16 protein-coding genes are annotated in these 16,951 nt (G+C 63.4%); 14 read left to right on the top strand and 2 right to left on the bottom strand.

What is annotated here, in order from left to right:
• The first annotated feature begins 21 nt into the window (after positions 1 to 21).
• From cobO to HB634_RS03230, 9 genes are read left to right on the top strand one after another with little or no spacing between them, the layout of a single operon-like run.
• Entirely contained in the window at positions 22 to 624 is a 603-nt protein-coding gene (gene cobO, locus HB634_RS03270; RefSeq protein WP_213947734.1) for a cob(I)yrinic acid a,c-diamide adenosyltransferase, read from the top strand.
• Positions 621 to 1,910, top strand: coding sequence for a cobyrinate a,c-diamide synthase (locus HB634_RS03265; protein ID WP_063570770.1), 1,290 nt, complete (start codon positions 621 to 623; stop codon positions 1,908 to 1,910). Before cobO ends, HB634_RS03265 begins: the two co-directional genes overlap by 4 nt.
• A complete protein-coding gene (gene cbiB / locus HB634_RS03260; RefSeq protein ID WP_063570771.1) occupies positions 1,907 to 2,815 on the top strand; it encodes an adenosylcobinamide-phosphate synthase CbiB in 909 nt (302 codons plus the stop codon). Before HB634_RS03265 ends, cbiB begins: the two co-directional genes overlap by 4 nt.
• Entirely contained in the window at positions 2,808 to 3,815 is a 1,008-nt protein-coding gene (cobD, locus tag HB634_RS03255; RefSeq protein ID WP_213947525.1) for a threonine-phosphate decarboxylase CobD, read from the top strand. The genes cbiB and cobD overlap by 8 nt, the downstream gene beginning before the upstream one ends.
• Positions 3,812 to 5,278, top strand: a complete 1,467-nt coding sequence (locus HB634_RS03250) for a cobyric acid synthase (protein ID WP_213947524.1) — start codon at positions 3,812 to 3,814, stop codon at positions 5,276 to 5,278. The genes cobD and HB634_RS03250 overlap by 4 nt, the downstream gene beginning before the upstream one ends.
• Positions 5,272 to 5,793, top strand: a complete 522-nt coding sequence (cobU, locus tag HB634_RS03245) for a bifunctional adenosylcobinamide kinase/adenosylcobinamide-phosphate guanylyltransferase (RefSeq protein WP_213947523.1) — start codon at positions 5,272 to 5,274, stop codon at positions 5,791 to 5,793. Before HB634_RS03250 ends, cobU begins: the two co-directional genes overlap by 7 nt.
• Positions 5,790 to 6,833 (top strand): nicotinate-nucleotide--dimethylbenzimidazole phosphoribosyltransferase, encoded by a 1,044-nt coding sequence (gene cobT / locus HB634_RS03240; protein ID WP_213947522.1) that lies wholly within the window; start codon positions 5,790 to 5,792, stop codon positions 6,831 to 6,833. Before cobU ends, cobT begins: the two co-directional genes overlap by 4 nt.
• Entirely contained in the window at positions 6,830 to 7,366 is a 537-nt protein-coding gene (locus HB634_RS03235) for a histidine phosphatase family protein (protein WP_213947521.1), read from the top strand. Before cobT ends, HB634_RS03235 begins: the two co-directional genes overlap by 4 nt.
• Positions 7,366 to 8,088, top strand: coding sequence for an adenosylcobinamide-GDP ribazoletransferase (locus tag HB634_RS03230; RefSeq protein WP_213947520.1), 723 nt, complete (start codon positions 7,366 to 7,368; stop codon positions 8,086 to 8,088). The genes HB634_RS03235 and HB634_RS03230 overlap by 1 nt, the downstream gene beginning before the upstream one ends.
• Before the next feature lie 11 nt (positions 8,089 to 8,099).
• Here the strand turns inward: HB634_RS03230 and HB634_RS03225 are convergent, their stop codons facing one another.
• On the bottom strand, positions 8,100 to 10,556 hold the full coding sequence (locus HB634_RS03225; protein WP_213947519.1) for a TonB-dependent receptor: 2,457 nt from the start codon (positions 10,554 to 10,556) through the stop codon (positions 8,100 to 8,102).
• 129 nt (positions 10,557 to 10,685) lie between these two features.
• On the opposite strand from HB634_RS03225, the gene HB634_RS03220 reads away from it, so the two are divergent.
• The 5 genes from HB634_RS03220 (at position 10,686) to HB634_RS03200 (ending at position 15,849) form a co-directional block, all read left to right on the top strand.
• Positions 10,686 to 11,477, top strand: coding sequence for a TOBE domain-containing protein (locus HB634_RS03220; protein WP_213947518.1), 792 nt, complete (start codon positions 10,686 to 10,688; stop codon positions 11,475 to 11,477).
• A gap of 210 nt (positions 11,478 to 11,687) precedes the next feature.
• Positions 11,688 to 13,772: a TonB-dependent siderophore receptor gene (locus HB634_RS03215; RefSeq protein WP_213947517.1), complete on the top strand. Its 2,085-nt coding sequence runs from the start codon at positions 11,688 to 11,690 to the stop codon at positions 13,770 to 13,772.
• A gap of 89 nt (positions 13,773 to 13,861) precedes the next feature.
• Positions 13,862 to 14,467 (top strand): tetratricopeptide repeat protein, encoded by a 606-nt coding sequence (locus HB634_RS03210; protein ID WP_213947516.1) that lies wholly within the window; start codon positions 13,862 to 13,864, stop codon positions 14,465 to 14,467.
• Between the two features lie 4 nt (positions 14,468 to 14,471).
• Positions 14,472 to 15,155, top strand: coding sequence for a Fe2+-dependent dioxygenase (locus tag HB634_RS03205; protein WP_213947515.1), 684 nt, complete (start codon positions 14,472 to 14,474; stop codon positions 15,153 to 15,155).
• Between the two features lie 13 nt (positions 15,156 to 15,168).
• Positions 15,169 to 15,849: an SGNH/GDSL hydrolase family protein gene (locus HB634_RS03200; RefSeq protein WP_213947514.1), complete on the top strand. Its 681-nt coding sequence runs from the start codon at positions 15,169 to 15,171 to the stop codon at positions 15,847 to 15,849.
• Between the two features lie 57 nt (positions 15,850 to 15,906).
• Here HB634_RS03200 and mgrA read toward each other — a convergent pair whose 3' ends face one another.
• Positions 15,907 to 16,947: an L-glyceraldehyde 3-phosphate reductase gene (mgrA, locus tag HB634_RS03195; protein ID WP_213947733.1), complete on the bottom strand. Its 1,041-nt coding sequence runs from the start codon at positions 16,945 to 16,947 to the stop codon at positions 15,907 to 15,909.
• Between the last annotated feature and the right edge of the window lie 4 nt (positions 16,948 to 16,951).

Genomic DNA, 16,951 nt, shown 5'->3' with positions numbered 1-16,951 from the left:
GAGGCGGTTCCCTGGCAAGAGATGGACGAGGAAGCCCGTCATCGTGATCGCATGCGCCGGAAGAAGGAGCTCATCGACCGGCGTATCGCGAAGGCGACCATCGACCGTGGCGTGCTGGTGGTCAACACCGGTAACGGCAAGGGCAAGAGCTCATCCGGTTTCGGTATGCTCGCCAGATCGCTTGGCCATGGCTTCCGCTGCGGTGTGGTTCAATTCATCAAGGGCAGCTTCTCGACCGGCGAGGAGGGCTTTTTCCGGATGTTTGAAGACGGCCCGTTGGACTATCACGTGATGGGCGAGGGCTATACCTGGGAGACCCAGGACAAGGCCCGCGACATCGCGGCCGCCATGGCGGCATGGGAACTGGCTGAGGGCATGCTCCGCGATCCCGGCTACGACTTCGTGTTACTCGACGAACTTAACATCGCGCTGGTGAAGCAATACATTCCGCTCGATCGCGTGCTGGCCGCCCTCGCGGCACGGCCCGAGCGCCAGCACGTGGTGATCACGGGCCGTGGTGCGCCCGACGACCTGGTCGCTGCCGCGGATACGGTGACCGAGATGCGCGTGGTCAAGCACGCATACCAGGCGGGTATCCGTGCGCAGAAGGGTGTGGAGCTGTGACCCGGTATTGCCCGGCGTTGCTTGTCTCCGCGCCAGCCTCGGGGCAGGGCAAGACCAGCGTCACCGCCGCCCTGGCGCGAGCCCATGCGCGCCAGGGCCGCCGGGTGCGCGTGTTCAAGACCGGACCCGACTTTCTCGATCCCATGATCCTGGAGCGTGCGAGTGGCGCGCCGGTGTACCAGCTCGACCCCTGGATGGGTGGCGATGAGGATGTCCGCGCCCGTCTGTACGAAGCGGCGGGCGAGGCAGACCTGATCCTCGTCGAGGGCGTCATGGGGCTGTTCGACGGATCGCCCTCGAGCGCCGATCTGGCGATTGCGTTCGGGCTGCCGGTGATGGCGGTGATCGACGGCAGTGCGATGGCGCAGACGTTCGGCGCCTTGGCGCACGGGCTGGCAACGTATCGTCCGGAGCTGATCCTTCACGGCGTCCTGGCCAATCGGGTGGGCAGTGCGTACCACGCCGGTCTGCTGCGCGACAGCCTGCCGCCCGGCCTGACCTGGCACGGGGCGCTGCCCCGCGACGCCGCCATGACATTGCCGGAGCGACATCTTGGACTGGTTGCTGCCTCGGAGCTGGCCGATCTCGACTCGCGGCTCGACGCCCTCGCGGATGCATGGAGCAAGCAGGGTGTCACCGAACTGCCACCACCGGTCGCGTTCGAAGCGGGCACCACCATGCCCGCATCGGTGCGGCTGGACGGGGTCCGGATCGCCATCGCACGCGACGCCGCATTCGCTTTCATCTACCCGGCGAATCTCGACGAACTCCGCGCGGCGGGCGCCACCTTGCACTTCTTTTCGCCCGTGGCAGGCGACCCGCTGCCGGCGTGCGATGCGGTGTGGCTGCCTGGCGGCTACCCCGAACTGCACATCGACGCGCTTGCCGCACGTGACGACCTGCGTCGCGACCTTCGCGCGCATGTGGACAGGGGAGGCCCCTTGCTTGCGGAATGCGGAGGCCTGCTCTACGCGCTGGACCGGCTCACCGATCGCGACGGTCATGCCGGTGCGATGGCGGGCCTGCTCGGGGGGCAGGCGACCATGCAGCGGCGTATGGCCGCATTGGGCATGCAAAGCGTCGAACTGCCCGAAGGTGCCTTGCGCGGGCATTCCTTCCATTACGCCGAAGCGAGCATCGATGCGCTTCCCCTGGCCGGCGCGAGCAACCCGCATGGCGGGCCGACAGCCGAGAAAGTCTATCGCCGCCAGCGCATGACGGCGAGCTTCGTGCACTTCTACTTTCCGTCGAATCCCGATGCGGCGCGACGGCTGTTCCTCGGATGACCGTTGCGCTTTGCATGGTGCTGGCGTTGCTGCTCGACATGATCCTGGGCGAGCCGCGACGGTGGCATCCGCTCGTCGGCTTCGGCGCACTGGCCGTTGCCATCGAACGACATCTCTATGCCGATCGTCGCCTTGCCGGCATGGCCGCATGGGCCCTCGCTGTCGTGCTGCCGGTGGCCTTGCTCGCTTGGTTGCGCGCCGCATCGCCCGCGCCACTGGCGTTGGTGATCGACGTGATCGTCCTGTACTTCGCGCTGGGTCGGCGCAGCCTTGGCGAACACGCACGTCCGGTGGCGCAGGCCTTGCTCGCTGGTGACCTCGTCGCTGCCCGCGTCGCGGTGGGCCGCATGGTGAGCCGCGACACCCTGGCGCTGGACGCGACGCAGGTATCCGCTGCCGCGACAGAGTCGGTGCTCGAAAACGGACACGATGCCGTCTTCGGTGCACTGTTCTGGTTTGTGCTGTTTGGCGGGCCCGGCGTGCTGGGATTCCGCCTTGCCAATACGCTGGATGCGATGTGGGGCTACCGGACCGCCCGATACAACCGTTTCGGACGGATGGCGGCACGTGCCGACGACGTCCTTGGTTTCCTACCTGCGCGACTGACCGCGCTGACGTACGCCGCCATGGGCGACGGCGTGACCGCGTTGCGTTGTTGGCGCGTGCAGGCGCCTGCCTGGGATAGCCCCAATGCAGGTCCGGTCATGGCGGCCGGGGCAGGGGCCTTGCGCGTCCGCCTCGGTGGGCCGGCTCCGTACCACGGTCGCTGGGAGGACCGCCCCGCGCTGGGCGAAGGCTCCCCGCCCGGAACGGACGCGATCCTGCAGGCGCTTCGGCTGGTCGATCGTGGCGTGGTCGTGTGGGTGGCCATCGTCTTGCTGGTGGGAGTCGCGGCGCATGCTTGAACACGGTGGACGACTCGGTCGCGCGGTGCGCGAGTACGGTATCGCACGCGAGCATTGGCTCGACCTGTCGACGGGGGTCAGTCCCTTTGCGTATCCCTTACCCACGGTGCCCTCGACCGTGTGGCAGCGGCTTCCCGAAGACGATGATGAGCTGCTCGACGCGGCGCGCGGCTATTACGGCACCGGCAACTTGCTGCCGGTCGCTGGCTCACAGGCGGCCATCGCCGCGTTACCACGGTTGCGCGGGCGTTCGCGCGTGGCCGTGGTCGAACCCGCCTACGCGGAGCATGCGCACGCGTGGCTAACGGCCGGTCACGACGTGGTGACCCTGCCGTTCCACGCGTTGCTTGCACGGGCTCACGAGTTCGACGTCGTGGTGGTGATCCGCCCGAACAATCCGACTGGCGAACGTGCCGACCGCGAGACTTTGTTGGAATTGCACGACCGCCTGGCCCGTCGCGAAGCGGCGCCCGGGCTTGCGCGGCAAAGGCCCTGGCTCGTCGTCGATGAGGCCTTCATCGACGTAAGCCCGGAAGACAGTCTCTGCGGACATCGGCGCGACGGTCTCATTGTTCTTCGTTCGGTCGGTAAGTTCTTCGGCCTCGCCGGTGCGCGCGCAGGTTTCGTTGCCGCATGGCCCGCGTTGTTGGACGACATGGCTGCATCGCTCGGTCCGTGGACGCTGACCGGACCCACACGCTACGTCGTGGCGCGCGCATTGAAGGACACCGCATGGCAAGCGTCGGCGCGCGAATGGCTGCGCCGTGCCTCCGCGCAACTGGCATCGCTGCTGACTGAGCACGGTCTGCCTCCTTCAGGCGGCTGCGAGTTCTTCCACTATTGCGAACACCCGGATGCCGCCACGCTTCATCGCGCCCTCGCGCAACGCGGCATCCTCGTCCGTCACTTCGACAACCCTCAGGCACTACGCTTCGGCCTCCCGGCCGACGAGGCTTCCTTCGTGGTATTGGGTCAGGCGCTATCCGAGGCCATCGCATGAACGCCCGTGTCCTCATGGTGCAGGGCTGCACCTCCGACGCCGGCAAAAGCACGGTCGTTGCGGCGTTGTGCCGCTGGCTACGCCATCGTGGCGTGGCGGTGGCACCGTTCAAGCCGCAGAACATGGCGCTCAATTCCGCGGTGACGGTGGATGGCGGCGAGATTGGTCGTGCGCAGGCGGTGCAGGCCCAGGCAGCCGGGGTGGCGCCGCATACCGACTTCAATCCGGTGCTGTTGAAACCGAACAGTGATACCGGGGCGCAGGTGATCGTGCACGGGCACCCGGTGGGCAACATGGATGCGGTGGGTTACCACGCCTATAAGCGCGTGGCCATGACCGCGGTGCTGGCCTCCCATGCACGGCTCGTGGGTACGTATGACGCCGTGGTCGTCGAAGGCGCCGGCAGCCCCGCCGAGATCAACCTGCGTGACCGTGATATCGCCAATATGGGTTATGCGGAAGCCGTGGACTGTCCGGTCATCCTGGTTGCCGATATCGATCGCGGAGGTGTGTTCGCCCACCTCGTCGGCACCCTGGCCTTACTGTCGGAAAGCGAACGCCACCGGATCGCGGGCTTTGTCATCAATCGGTTCCGGGGCGACATCGCCCTATTGCAGCCCGGCCTGGACTGGCTCGAGCGCGAGACCGGCAAGCCCGTGCTCGGGGTGCTGCCGTATCTGCACGACCTGGTCCTCGAGGCCGAGGATGCGCTTCCGCGTGGGCCTGCGATTAAGCCTCACGCGCGCTTGCGTATCGCCGTGCCTGCGCTGCCGCGCATCAGCAACCACACGGACTTCGATGCACTGCGCGCGCATCCCGAGGTCGAATGCGTCTTCGTTGGCCCGGGTGAAATCTTCCCTCCGTGCGACCTCATCGTGCTGCCCGGGTCGAAGTCGACCCGCGCGGATCTCGCCTGGTTGCGCACGCAGGGGTGGGACACGGCCATTCTGCGTCACGTGCGTTATGGCGGCAGAGTCATCGGCATCTGCGGCGGCATGCAGATGCTCGGCAAGGCCGTGCACGATCCCGCCGGCCTCGAAGGTCCTGCCGGTTCCAGCGAGGGGCTGGGTCTGCTCGACCTGGAAACGACGCTGGCGCCGATGAAGCAGCTGCGCAATGTGCATGGTTGGCTGGCCGACGGCGACACCCCCGTGACGGGCTACGAGATTCATTGCGGGTTGAGCGAAGGGGCGGGGATGTCCCGTCCGGCGGTGCGGCTCGACGACGGACGAGGCGACGGCGCGCGGTCGGACGACGGCCGCGTCATTGGCACGTACCTGCACGGCGTCTTCGACCATCCTGAGGCATTGGCCGCATGGCTCGGCGATGCCGGTCTCGCGGCGCCCACGCCGCTGGACATCCATGCCCTGCGTGAGGCGACGTTGGAACGCCTCGCCGCGGTCATCGATGCACACATGGACACCGCGGCTCTGGAACGCTTCTTCGGACTGCCAGCATGCTGACACTGATTCTCGGTGGCGCACGCTCGGGCAAGAGCGCGTTGGCGGAACGCCTCGCCACTGAAAGTGGCCTGGACGTCTTCTACGTGGCGACCGCACAGGCACTGGACGGCGAAATGGCCGACCGGATCGCCCACCATCGGTCGCGCCGCCCGGCCACATGGAAGTCATTCGAAGAACCCGTGGCCCTGGCTGCCGTACTCCGCGAGCACGCCCGCTCCGACCGCTTTCTGCTGGTCGATTGCCTGACGCTCTGGCTATCGAACCTGCTCGGTATCGACGAGGGCGCGCACTTCGAGCAGGAGCGCGACGCCTTCCTCGACATCCTGTCCACCTTGCCCGGCGACATTGCCTTCGTAAGCAATGAGGTCGGTCTCGGCATCACCCCTATGGGCGAGCTCACCCGCCGTTTCGTCGACGAAGCCGGCCGCCTTCACCAGGCCCTGGGGCAACGAAGCGACCGCGTGGTCTTCGTCGCTGCCGGGCTGCCCCTGATCCTCAAAGGAACACCTCTATGAACGACTGGCTCGCGGCCCCCACTCGCGTCCCGGATACGGCCACCGCCCAGCTCGCCCTGGCGCGTCAGGGCACATTGACCAAGCCTCCCGGCTCGCTGGGCCAACTCGAGGCCATCGCTGTACAACTGGCCAGCCTGCAGGGTCGTGAGCAGCCCCGCGCCGATCGCGTCTGGATTGCCGTTTTCGCTGGCGACCATGGCGTGGCGGCGGAAGGCATCTCAGCGTTCCCGCAAGCGGTGACGGGCGAGATGCTGCGTAATTTCGCCCATGGCGGTGCGGCCATTGCCGTGCTTGCCCGCGAACTCCAGGCGACGCTGGAGGTGGTGAATCTCGGCACGGTGAACGATCCGGGTGACATCCCGGGCGTGCGCCGACGCATCATCGCTCCGTCCACCGCCAACTTCTGCACGTCCGCCGCCATGACTCAGCCGCAACTCGAGGCGGCGTTCGCCGCGGGTGTCGCGAGTGTCGGCGAAGCCGTCAAGGCCAGCGCGCACATCTACATCGGTGGCGACATGGGTATCGGCAATACGACGGCGGCCAGCGCACTCGCCTGTGCGCTGCTCGGCGAGGATCCCGCGATCCTCACCGGTGCGGGGACCGGGCTGAATGCCGAAGGCATCGCACACAAGGTGCAGGTGATCCAACGCGCGTTGCAGCGGCACGCGGACGCTGACACGGCGCGCGAGCGGCTGCGCAGGCTCGGTGGATTTGAGATTGCAGCACTGGCAGGCGCGTTCGTTGCGGCGGCGCAGCGTGGCTTGCCTGTCCTCGTCGACGGCTTCATCACCAGTGTGGCGGCGCTCGCCGCGGTGAGGCTTCATCCGGACGTTCGTTCCTGGCTGATCTTCGCGCATCGCTCGCAGGAACGCGGCCATGCACGCGTACTGGCGGCGCTGGAGGCGGAGCCGTTGCTCGATCTCGGCCTGCGCCTTGGCGAAGCCAGTGGCGCGGCAGTCGCCGTGCCCCTGTTGCGGCTGGCGTGCGCGCTTCACAACTCGATGGCGACCTTCGCCGAAGCCGGTGTATCCGAGGCATGAGCATCGACTTGCTCAGGCACGGTGACACGGGGCAGCGCAGCTATCGCGGACAGCTGGACGATGCCTTGACCGATCTTGGTTGGACACAGCTTCGCGCATCCGTGGAAGGGCACGAGTGGGACCGCGTGGTGTCGTCGTCGATGTCGCGCTGTGCGCGCTTCGCCACGGAACTGGCCGAGCGGCGAGGCTTGCCGCTACGTCTCGATCCACGCCTGGCCGAATACCACTTCGGGGACTGGCAGGGCGTGCCCATCGAGGACATCGCGGAGAAGGACGGCGACGCGCTCGGTCGATTCTGGGCGGACCCCGTGGCGCATCCGCCGCCGGGTGCGGAGACCTTCGACGCTTTTCAAACACGTCTTACCGAAGCCCTGGCCGATGTGGCCAGGGAGGCCGCCGAGGCACGCGTACTCGTGGTGACACACGGCGGCGCGATCCGCCTGCTGCGCTGCATCGCGGAAGATCGCAGCTTCGGGGATATGGCGGGCATCGACGTGCCGCACGCGTCCCTGCATCCGATTCTCTGGGGCTGATGATGAAGGGGCTGATCGTGGCCTTGGGATTTCTTACGCGGCTGCCCGTGCCGCGTATCGCCATCGATGCGCAGGCCCAGGCGGCCTCGCTGAAGTGGTATCCGCTGGTCGGACTGATCCTGGGCGCGCTACTGATCGGCGCTTTCGCGTTGCTGCATGCGATGCCCGCGCTGCCCGCCGCAGCGGTCATGCTCGTCGCATGGGTCGCCCTGACCGGTGCGTTGCATCTGGACGGCCTGGCCGACAGCGCCGATGCGTGGATAGGTGGCATGGGCGACCGCGAGCGCACCTTGTCGATCATGAAGGATCCACGTAGCGGTCCTGCGGGCGTCGTCGCCCTGGTGCTGGTCCTGTTGCTCAAGCTATCGGCGCTGGCGACGCTCAGGCACTGGGAGCTGTTGTTGCTTCCTCCGCTGCTCGGTCGCGCTGCGGTTGTCGCGTGGTTCCTGACCACCGATTACGTGCGCTCGCAAGGCCTTGGTGAGCCGTTACGCGGTGCGTCGGCGAACGGCTGCCGCGTCGCGTTGGCGCTGGCGGTGGCTATCTGTCTGTGTTTCAGCTGGGCCGGCCTCGTTGCGCTTGTCGCGGCGTGCATCACGGGCTGGGTCTGGAGGAGGGCAGGTATCCAACGCCTTGGTGGCTTCACGGGCGATACGGCGGGTGCGCTCGTTGAGATGGTCGAGGCGGTGACCATCGTCGCCCTGGTCGCGGCGCACGCGTAACGCCGACCAGCTCAGAAATGAGCACGTAGCGTCACGCCCACCATCCTGGGATCGCTCGGCTGGCCCAGGATCAAACCGGAATTGCCCGTTTGAACCGTGAGCGCGGTGATGTAGTTCCTGTCGAACAGGTTGCGCGCGAATACGTCAACCTCCCAGTTGTCGTTGAAGCGATACCCCACGCTTCCATTGACGACGGCATAGCCTGCGATCCTCGTATAGATGGAGTTGGCCGTGTCGGAGTTGTAGTCGCTACGCGCGCTCGTATCCGCATGGACGAGGAAGGCGTCATGGCCGATGGGTAATTCGTAATCGAAGCCCACGGAGCCCGCCCATTTGGATAGGCCGGCCAGTGGCAGCCCAGTCAGGACGTAGGCGCCCGGCACGTCGGGATTTCCGCGAGGGTTCGAGGTCTTGATAGCCAGGCTGGCCGGCGGATTGAGCGGCTGGCATCCGCCGGCGGCGTTCGGGTTTTGCCATTCAAGCGGGCAGGGGCCTTTCGGGTAATCCGTGTATTTGCCATCGGCATAAGCGAAGGACGCACGCAAGGTGAACCCCCGGAACACCAGCGCAGCAAAGTCTGCCTCGACGCCTTTCACCCGCACTTGGGGGATATTCGCCGGATAGGTGCGCAAGGCCGCCGTCTCGGTGCTGGAGGTGATGTTGGCCTGGTAGTTGCTGACTTCGGTGTGATAAGCGGCGAGGTTCAACGTGGCGCGACCGTCCCACCATGCCGTTTTCAAGCCTGTCTCCCAGGTCCTGTTTATTTCATCCTTGATCACGGCGGTCGCTAAAGCCGGGTTGTTCGCGGCGTCAAGCGGCAGGCCGGACATATTAAGGCCACCGGATTTGTAGCCGTACGCGTAACTCACGTAACCCAGCACGTTGTCGGTGAACTGATAGCCCAGGTTGACCCGTCCCGAGGGGTTGCCGCCGTTATCCGACGCGCTGTAACTCTGCGGGCGGAATAGCGAGAGCTTTGCGTTGTCCTGCACCGAGCCAGGGGTGGTTGGCAGTCCCCCGGACACCGTCGTCGAGTAGGTGCCGTTCTTGTCTTCGTAGGTGTAACGCAGACCCAGGGTTGCGGTCAGGCGATCGGTGATTTTGTAGTTCGCCTCACCAAAGGCCGCGTAACTCTTCATCCGGTAGTGCGAATTACCGAACTGGCCGTAGCCATCCGCGAGGTTGTCCGGCATGCGGGGGAAGCTCGTGGTGCTGACCAGCCAGTACGTGGCAGCAGGACCATAAATGCTGATCGGCTTGCCGTTGATCTCCTGAGTGTAGAAGTAGAGGCCGCCGACATAGCTGAAGGGGCCGTCACCGTTGGAGGCCACACGAAATTCCTGGCTGTATTGGTCCTGCCGCGAGGGGATGCGCTGAACCGTTTGAATGGGAACGCCGATGTAGTCACGGTCGTTGGCGACATCCCATTTCCAGTAACGCCAGGCGGAGATCGAGGTCAGCGTCACCGCACCCACATTCCAGTCGGCATTGAGGGACACGCCGCCATCCTGCGTATTGATATGCAGAGGGGCATCGATATCGGTCAGTCGATCGTAGACATTGCGGCTCGGCGGCTCGTACGCGGGAAAGCCATGGGCCGGAAGATTCGCGGCAAGGCCGTTGAATTGCCGCGCTGCGCCGCGCAGGCTGCTTCCAACGCGCAGGTAGTTCTGCGTGCAGCAATCCGAATCGAGATTGGACACATCGCCTATCAGTCGGACATTGATGTCGCTGGATGGCTTGAACAACAACTGGCCACGAAGGGCATAGTTATTGATCGCGTTCTCGTCCTTGCCGGTAGTCACGTTGTGCAGTGAGCCGTCTTTCTCGGTGAACTGGGCTGAAAAGCGGCCGGCCACCGTTTGACTGAGCGGTCCCGACACCGTGCCTTTTGCCTGCAGAAATCCTTGCTCACCGTATGAGATCTCGCCGCTGCCCTCTGGAGTGAAAGTGGGTGCGCGGCTGGTGATATTGATAGCGCCCGCCGTGGTGTTCTTGCCGAACAGCGTGCCTTGCGGCCCGCGGAGCACTTCGATGCGATCGATGTCGGTGAAATCGAAGGCGGCCGTTGCCGGACGGCCGTGGTAGACCCCGTCCACATAGAAGCCGACGCCGGGCTCGATACCGTCATTCGCCGCGCTGACCGACAGCGTGTTCGACCCCAGACCACGGATCGTATAAGCCGTATTACGTGGGTTGGCGGAGTTGTAGTAGAGCGAGGGGACGAGCTGACTGAGCTGCTGGGTGTTGACCGTGTACGAACGGTCGAGCCATTCACCGTTCACCACGGACACCGCCAGCGGGACCTTTTGGAGGTCCTCCTCGCGTTGCCGGGCGCTAACGGTAACGTTATCGAGTGACGTGACGGCCTTGTTGTCATCGACTGCCGTCGGCGCCGCCGTCACCTGTGCGGCAGCGGTGAACACGGGACACAACAGCGCCATGGCGCCGAGGATGAGTCGCTTCATGGTGTCTCCCCTTTTTCGCGCAATATAAAGTGGACTATATAGCGAAATATTGCGTCTACGCACTGCAACCGGCTGGCGGCATGGAGATTTCGCTCCTAGACTGGTTCGGTCCTACACATGGGTGACGGCATGCTCCAGTACGAAGGCTCCCTGTGGCTCTCCGATGGCGCACGGCGCTGGGGTGGGCTGGACCGTGTGGAACTGCTGTCCCAGATTGGACAGACCGGGTCGATTACCGCCGCCGCCAAGGCCGTGGGCATGAGTTATAAGGGCGCATGGGACGCGGTCGAGGCCATGAATAACCTCGCCGGGGAACTGCTCGTGTTACGGGCGACGGGCGGGAAGGGTGGGGGCGGAGCGACGCTTACCGCGCGTGCCGAACGCCTCATCGCGTCCTTTCGCAGCATCGAATCGGCCCATCGCCTGTTCGTCGAGCACCTGGCCTCGCTGGGGGAAGAGGCGACCGATGACATCCATCTCTTGAGGCACCTGACCATGCGAACCAGTGCAAGAAACCAGCTTGCCGGCGTCGTCGATCACGTCCAGCAGGGCGCTGTTAACGACAGCATCACCATCCGGACCACGGGTGGCGCCACGCTCATCGCGACGGTGACCCGTGAGAGTACGGACGCTCTGGCCCTGGCTCCCGGGCGCCCCGTCATCGCGCTTATCAAGGCGAGCTGGATCATGCTCGGCCTGCCGGGGCAAGGACGGCTATCCGCTTCCAACCAACTGCCTGGCAAGGTGGCCCGGATCCATCCTGGCGCGGTGAACACGGAGGTGACCGTGGATATCGAGGGCGGCGGAACGATGACCTCCATCATCACCAAGGACAGTGTCCAGAACCTTGGACTGGTCGAGGGCATGGACGTGCTGGCTATCTTCGATGCCGCATCCGTCATCGTCGGTGTGACGGACTGACGCGTTCCAGAAATTCTTAGGGCTCGATGGCAACCGTTTACGCGTTTCCTGGCACTCAGGAGCTGGGACGACGTAAACGCGAATCAGTCGTATTGGTGTTTGCGAAATGTTTCCCCATGAAAACAAAGACATTTCCTGAAGCCAATCAGAGTTGACCCCATGCAACGATTTGAATCGCGGACCCGCCCCAGGCCTCTTGGTTTCGGCTCCATGTTCTACCTGGCGTCGTTTTCACTAGGTGTGCCATGGGTTGTCCACGCCGACGATGATGCAACCAAGCCCCCTCAGGATCTCCCCAGGGTCGTCGTTACTGCCTCGAGCATGAGCGCGATTGCGACCTCGCTCCAGGACACGCCTCAGAATGTCACCGTTGTTTCGGCGGAGGTCATGAAGCAACAGGCCGTGAACAATCTGCAGGACGCCCTGAAGAACGTCCCCGGCATTACCTTGAATGCGGGCGAGGGTGGTACGCACGGGGACAACATCAACCTGCGAGGATTCTCGGCAAGCGATGATTTCTTCCTGGATGGTCTGCGTGACACCGGCTTCTACACGCGCGATAGCTTCAATATCGAAAACATTGAAGTCTACAAAGGTCCCGCATCCACGCTGTTCGGGCGGGGATCGACAGGTGGTGTCGTAAACCAGGTAAGCAAGACGCCCCAACTGACGGACTTCACGCAAGGCAGTGTCGCCGTCGGCACCAACAACGAAGTTCGTGGCACCGTCGACGTGAACTACGCGCTCAGCAATTCGTCGGCCTTCCGCTTCAATGCCATGGGCCTGAAGTCCGACGTTGAAGATCGCGACTTCGTCAAGAATCGGCGCTCGGGTTTCGCGCCTTCCTTTGCCTTCGGCTTGGGTGAAGACGTCACGCTGAAGGTGAACTATCTACACCAGGAGCAAAACGACATCCCCGATTACGGCATTCCCTTTGCCTTTGGGCGACCGGTGCCGGTTCCCCGTGACACCAACTATGGCTTGCCCGAGGATGACCGCTTTCAGAGTCGCGTCGATGTCCTGACCGGACTGTTGACCGTCAAATTCAATGACGATCTCTGGTTCACTGATGCCGTCCGTGTGGGCAACTATTGGTTCAATAGTCGGGAGACGGCGGCCCATTACGGTGACACGCTGCCGGCACCCGGCACTCCGCTTGATGACGTACTGACCTTCCGCGACAGGCCGAGCGTCAAGGGCACCGTGAAGACCCTGATGAACAATGCCAACCTGCATGCCGAATTCGACACCGGAGGCATTCAGCACCATGTGATCGCAGGTCTGGAACTGGATCGCGAGGAAGCGGATCTCACGCGTTTTGCCAATCAGCTTGATCAGATTCCCGGAACGCCGATCCTCAACCCTGATCCGTTCGAGCCTTTCCCGGGCCATCAGACTCAGGTGACGCAACGACCGGATACCGTCACCAAGACCATCAGCGGCCTTATCGAGGATATCGTCGACTTTGGGCCGCAATGGGAACTGACCGGGGCGGTGCGCCTCGACCGTTTCGATGCGGATTTCAAAGAGCCGATCACGAATGCCCATCTGACCCATACGGACACGATTGCGAGCCCGCGCGCGTCGCTGGTCTATCGCCCTGTCGACGACCTCAGCCTGTATGCCTCCTATGGCACGTCGTACGACCCTTCGGCCGAGAGTCTCTCGCTGAGCACGAAAACCGCTTCGCTCGATCCCGAGAAAGATCGGACCTTCGAGGTCGGTGCGAAGTCGACGGCTCTCGATGGGCGCCTCGCCCTGCAGGCGGGTGTCTTTCAGACACAGATGACGAACGCCCGGGTGGGCGACCCGACCAATCCGACTGCGCCGCAGCTCCTCGCAGGCAAGGAACGTGTTCGCGGCTTCGAAGCCGACGCAACAGGCTATCTGAGCGACCACTGGGAGATCACTGCGGGCTACACGCACCTGAACTCAGAAACGGTGAAATCCACGGACCTGGCTTCCGTCGGGGCACCGCTGCTTAATACCGCCCCGAATCAGGCCAACCTGTGGCTCGTGGATGAGATCGACGAAACATGGTCCTTCGGTGGTGGTTTCAACTACCTCGATCGACGCGCAGCCGACGTGGACAACACGGCGCATGTTCCGAGCTATGTCACTTTCGACGCCATGGCGCGCGTGAAAATCAGCGATTCGCTGGCGCTGCAACTCAACGGTTACAACCTTGCCAACAAGATCTACTTCGCCAACTCTTACTTCAGTTCTCCGGCGGAGAACCATGTCGTTCCAGGTGCAGGAAGAACGGTTCTTTTGACCGCGAACTTCAGCCTTTGACACTCTCGATCACCGAGCGACTCTTGCAGATGCGTCCGGACCAGGTGCGAAGGCTTTTCCTCGATCGCCCTGAGAGCGCGGCACGGTGGATGAGCCTGTTGGCTTTCGACGGTGTGCCGCAAGCCCAGCTCTACTACGGGCAAATGCTGTTGGAAGGACATGGCGTCGGGAAAGACCCGGGCAGGGCTCTTGCCTGGTTCAAGCGAGCCGCAGCTCAGAACAATCTCGACGCTATCAATATGGTGGGGCGATGCCTGGAGAATGGCTGGGGATGCCCCGCCGACGTGACCCTGGCTTCAACCTACTACCGGCGCGCGGCACACGCCGGACATGCCTGGGCCCAATACAACCTGGGCCATCTCTACCTGGACGGCCTTGGCGTCGAACAGGACGCCGGGAAGGCCTTTCGCTACTACCTGGATGCGGCAACGCAGGATCACGAGCGTGCGATGAATCTCGCCGGGCGTTGTAGTGAGGAAGGGTGGGGAACGCCAAAGAACTTGGGCGCGGCGGCCAGGTGGTATCGCCGCTCTGCCGAGGCCGGTTACTTTCGGGGGCAATACAACTGGGCGAGCTTTCTGATGAGGTGCGGCCGCACCGACGAGGCCGTGCCGTGGCTGGAAAAGGCCATGATCGCAGGCACGCCGGCGGTTCGCGAGGCGGCGCATCAACTCCTGGCGTCGAGGAGCGCCTAGTCCTATGTTCTTTCATCTTCCCCGTGTACTGAATGCCGCGCAATTGACTTCGGTGCGCAACGCGCTGAGTAGCGACGAGGCGCCCTGGGTCGATGGTCGGGTGACAGCGGGCCATCAGGGAGCCAAGGTAAAGCGTAATCAGCAGCTCGATCAGTCAAGTTCGCTGGCGAGGGACCTGGGCGACCTGCTGCTCGGAGCGATGGAGCGGAATGCACAGTTCGTGAGTGCCGTATTGCCGAACCATGTGTATCCGCCCATGTTCAATCGGTACGAAGAGGGCATGCACTTCGCGAACCACGTGGACGGCTCCATTCGCGTCCTGAGGCGTGGACAGAAATTGCGGACTGACTTGTCCATGACGCTGTTCTTGTCGCCGAAAGACGCTTACGACGGCGGGGAACTCGTTGTTGAGAACGACTTCGGCACGGAACGCATAAAGCTCGATGCCGGCGACATGATCGTCTATAGCGCAACGGCGCGCCACCAGGTCACTCCCATCACGAGGGGAGTGCGATTGGCCGCGGTATTCTGGGTTCAGAGCCTCGTTCGGGGCGACACCGAGAGGCAACTCCTCTTTGAACTCGACCAGACCATTCAACATCTGACGGCACTTGAGACCGAATCAGAATCGTTGGTACGGTTGACCGCGCATTACCATAGCCTGCTCCGCTTGTGGTCGGACACATAAGGTTGAGGAAAAGATGATCCGTAATCATGGCAAAGCGTGGGTGGCGATCGGTCTGTATGCATTTTTGTTTGTATCGGCGTGCTGCCAGGCGCAGGTGGCTTCTCGACCCGAAGTCACCGAATGGACCTGGGAAGTCAGGCCAGAACATGTCGATAGTCAGCTGCCGAACGTTCTCCTTGTCGGAGACTCCATCACGCGCAACTACTTCCCGGAAGTGCAGCAAGAGCTCAGTGGCAAAGCCAATGTCTACTTGTTTGCAGCTTCGACCAGCCTGGGAGATCCGCGGCTGGATACACAGTTGAAGGATTTCGCTGCGTTGGAGGGCGTGACATTCAGCGTCGTTCATTTCAACAACGGGATGCACGGCTGGGCGTATACCGAAAAGGAATACGTGGCCTCGTTTGCTGACTACGTTGCGACGCTTCGAAAGATCGCTCCTGGCGCCCATTTCATCTGGGCCTCCACGACGCCGGTCAAAAAGGAAAGTTCGCCTGGCCCCACGAATGCGCGTATCAAGGTGAGGAATGCCGAGGCGCTACAGGTCGTGAATCGTGAGTCGATCATTGTTGACGACCAGTACGCACTGATGCTCCGCTATCCCAACCTCTATCTCGATGACGTTCATTTCAACCCGGAAGGTGCCGTCCTGCAGGGCAGGCAGGTCGTCAAGACAATCGAGGCGTACCTGAAGTAACTCCGCTCGTGAACTGAATCAGCCGCCGGTGGATCGGCGGCCGATTCAATCGTCGATTTAGAGGGACGACGATCCGCGCCACAGATCAGTCCCGCCATCGACCGCATGGACGTCGATGGCCGCGAGCTCTTCCACAGAGAAACCCAGGTTATCCAGTGCGCCAAGCGAATTGTCGAGCTGCTCGACGGTGCGCGCGCCGATCAATGCCGATGTAACGCGGGGATCGCGAAGCGCCCATGCAATCGCCATCTGCGCGAGCGTCTGGCCACGGCGTAAGGCAATGTCATTGAGTGCCCTGATTCGCTCGAGGTTTTCCGGGCTGAGCATGTCTTTCCGGAACGACCCGTCTCGAGCGACCCGCGCATCCGACGGCACGCCATTGAGATATTTGTCGGTGAGCAGGCCCTGGGCGAGCGGCGAGAACGCAATGCAGCCCGCGCCCACGTCGTTCAGGACATCGAGCAATCCGTTCTCGATCCAACGGTTGAACATCGAGTAGTTGGGCTGATGGATGAAGAGAGGGACCCCCTCGGCGGCCAGCATGGCCGCTGCCTTACGCGTCAGCTCCGGCGAATAGCTCGATATGCCGACATAGAGCGCCTTACCTTGCCGGTGGATGTGCGTCAGCGCACCGACGGTCTCTTCGAGCGGCGTCGTGGGGTCGACGCGGTGCGAATAGAAAATGTCGACGTAGTCCAGACCCGTGCGCTTGAGCGATTGGTCGAGACTCGCAATGAGGTGCTTGCGACTGCCGCCAATGCCGCCGGTTCCACCGTAAGGACCCGGCCACATGTCCCAACCGGCCTTTGTCGAAATGATCAACTCGTCACGGTGGGACTTGAAGTCACTGGCCAGGATACGGCCAAAATTCTCTTCGGCCGAACCGGGCGGCGGCCCGTAGTTATTTGCGAGGTCGAAATGCATGACGCCTCGGTCAAAAGCGCGCCTCAAGATAGCGCGCCCCGTTTCGAAAACATCCGTGCCGCCGAAGTTCTGCCACAACCCCAGGGAGATCAGGGGGAGGTCGATGCCGCTTTTGCCGCAGCGGCGAACCGGCATCTGGCCGTTGTATCGATCCGGGGAGGGTTGGTAGGTCATGATC

The sequence above is a fragment of the Luteibacter sp. dw_328 genome (assembly GCF_018449605.1).
Classification (GTDB): domain Bacteria; phylum Pseudomonadota; class Gammaproteobacteria; order Xanthomonadales; family Rhodanobacteraceae; genus Luteibacter.
This window is presented reverse-complemented; position numbering and strand designations above follow the sequence as displayed.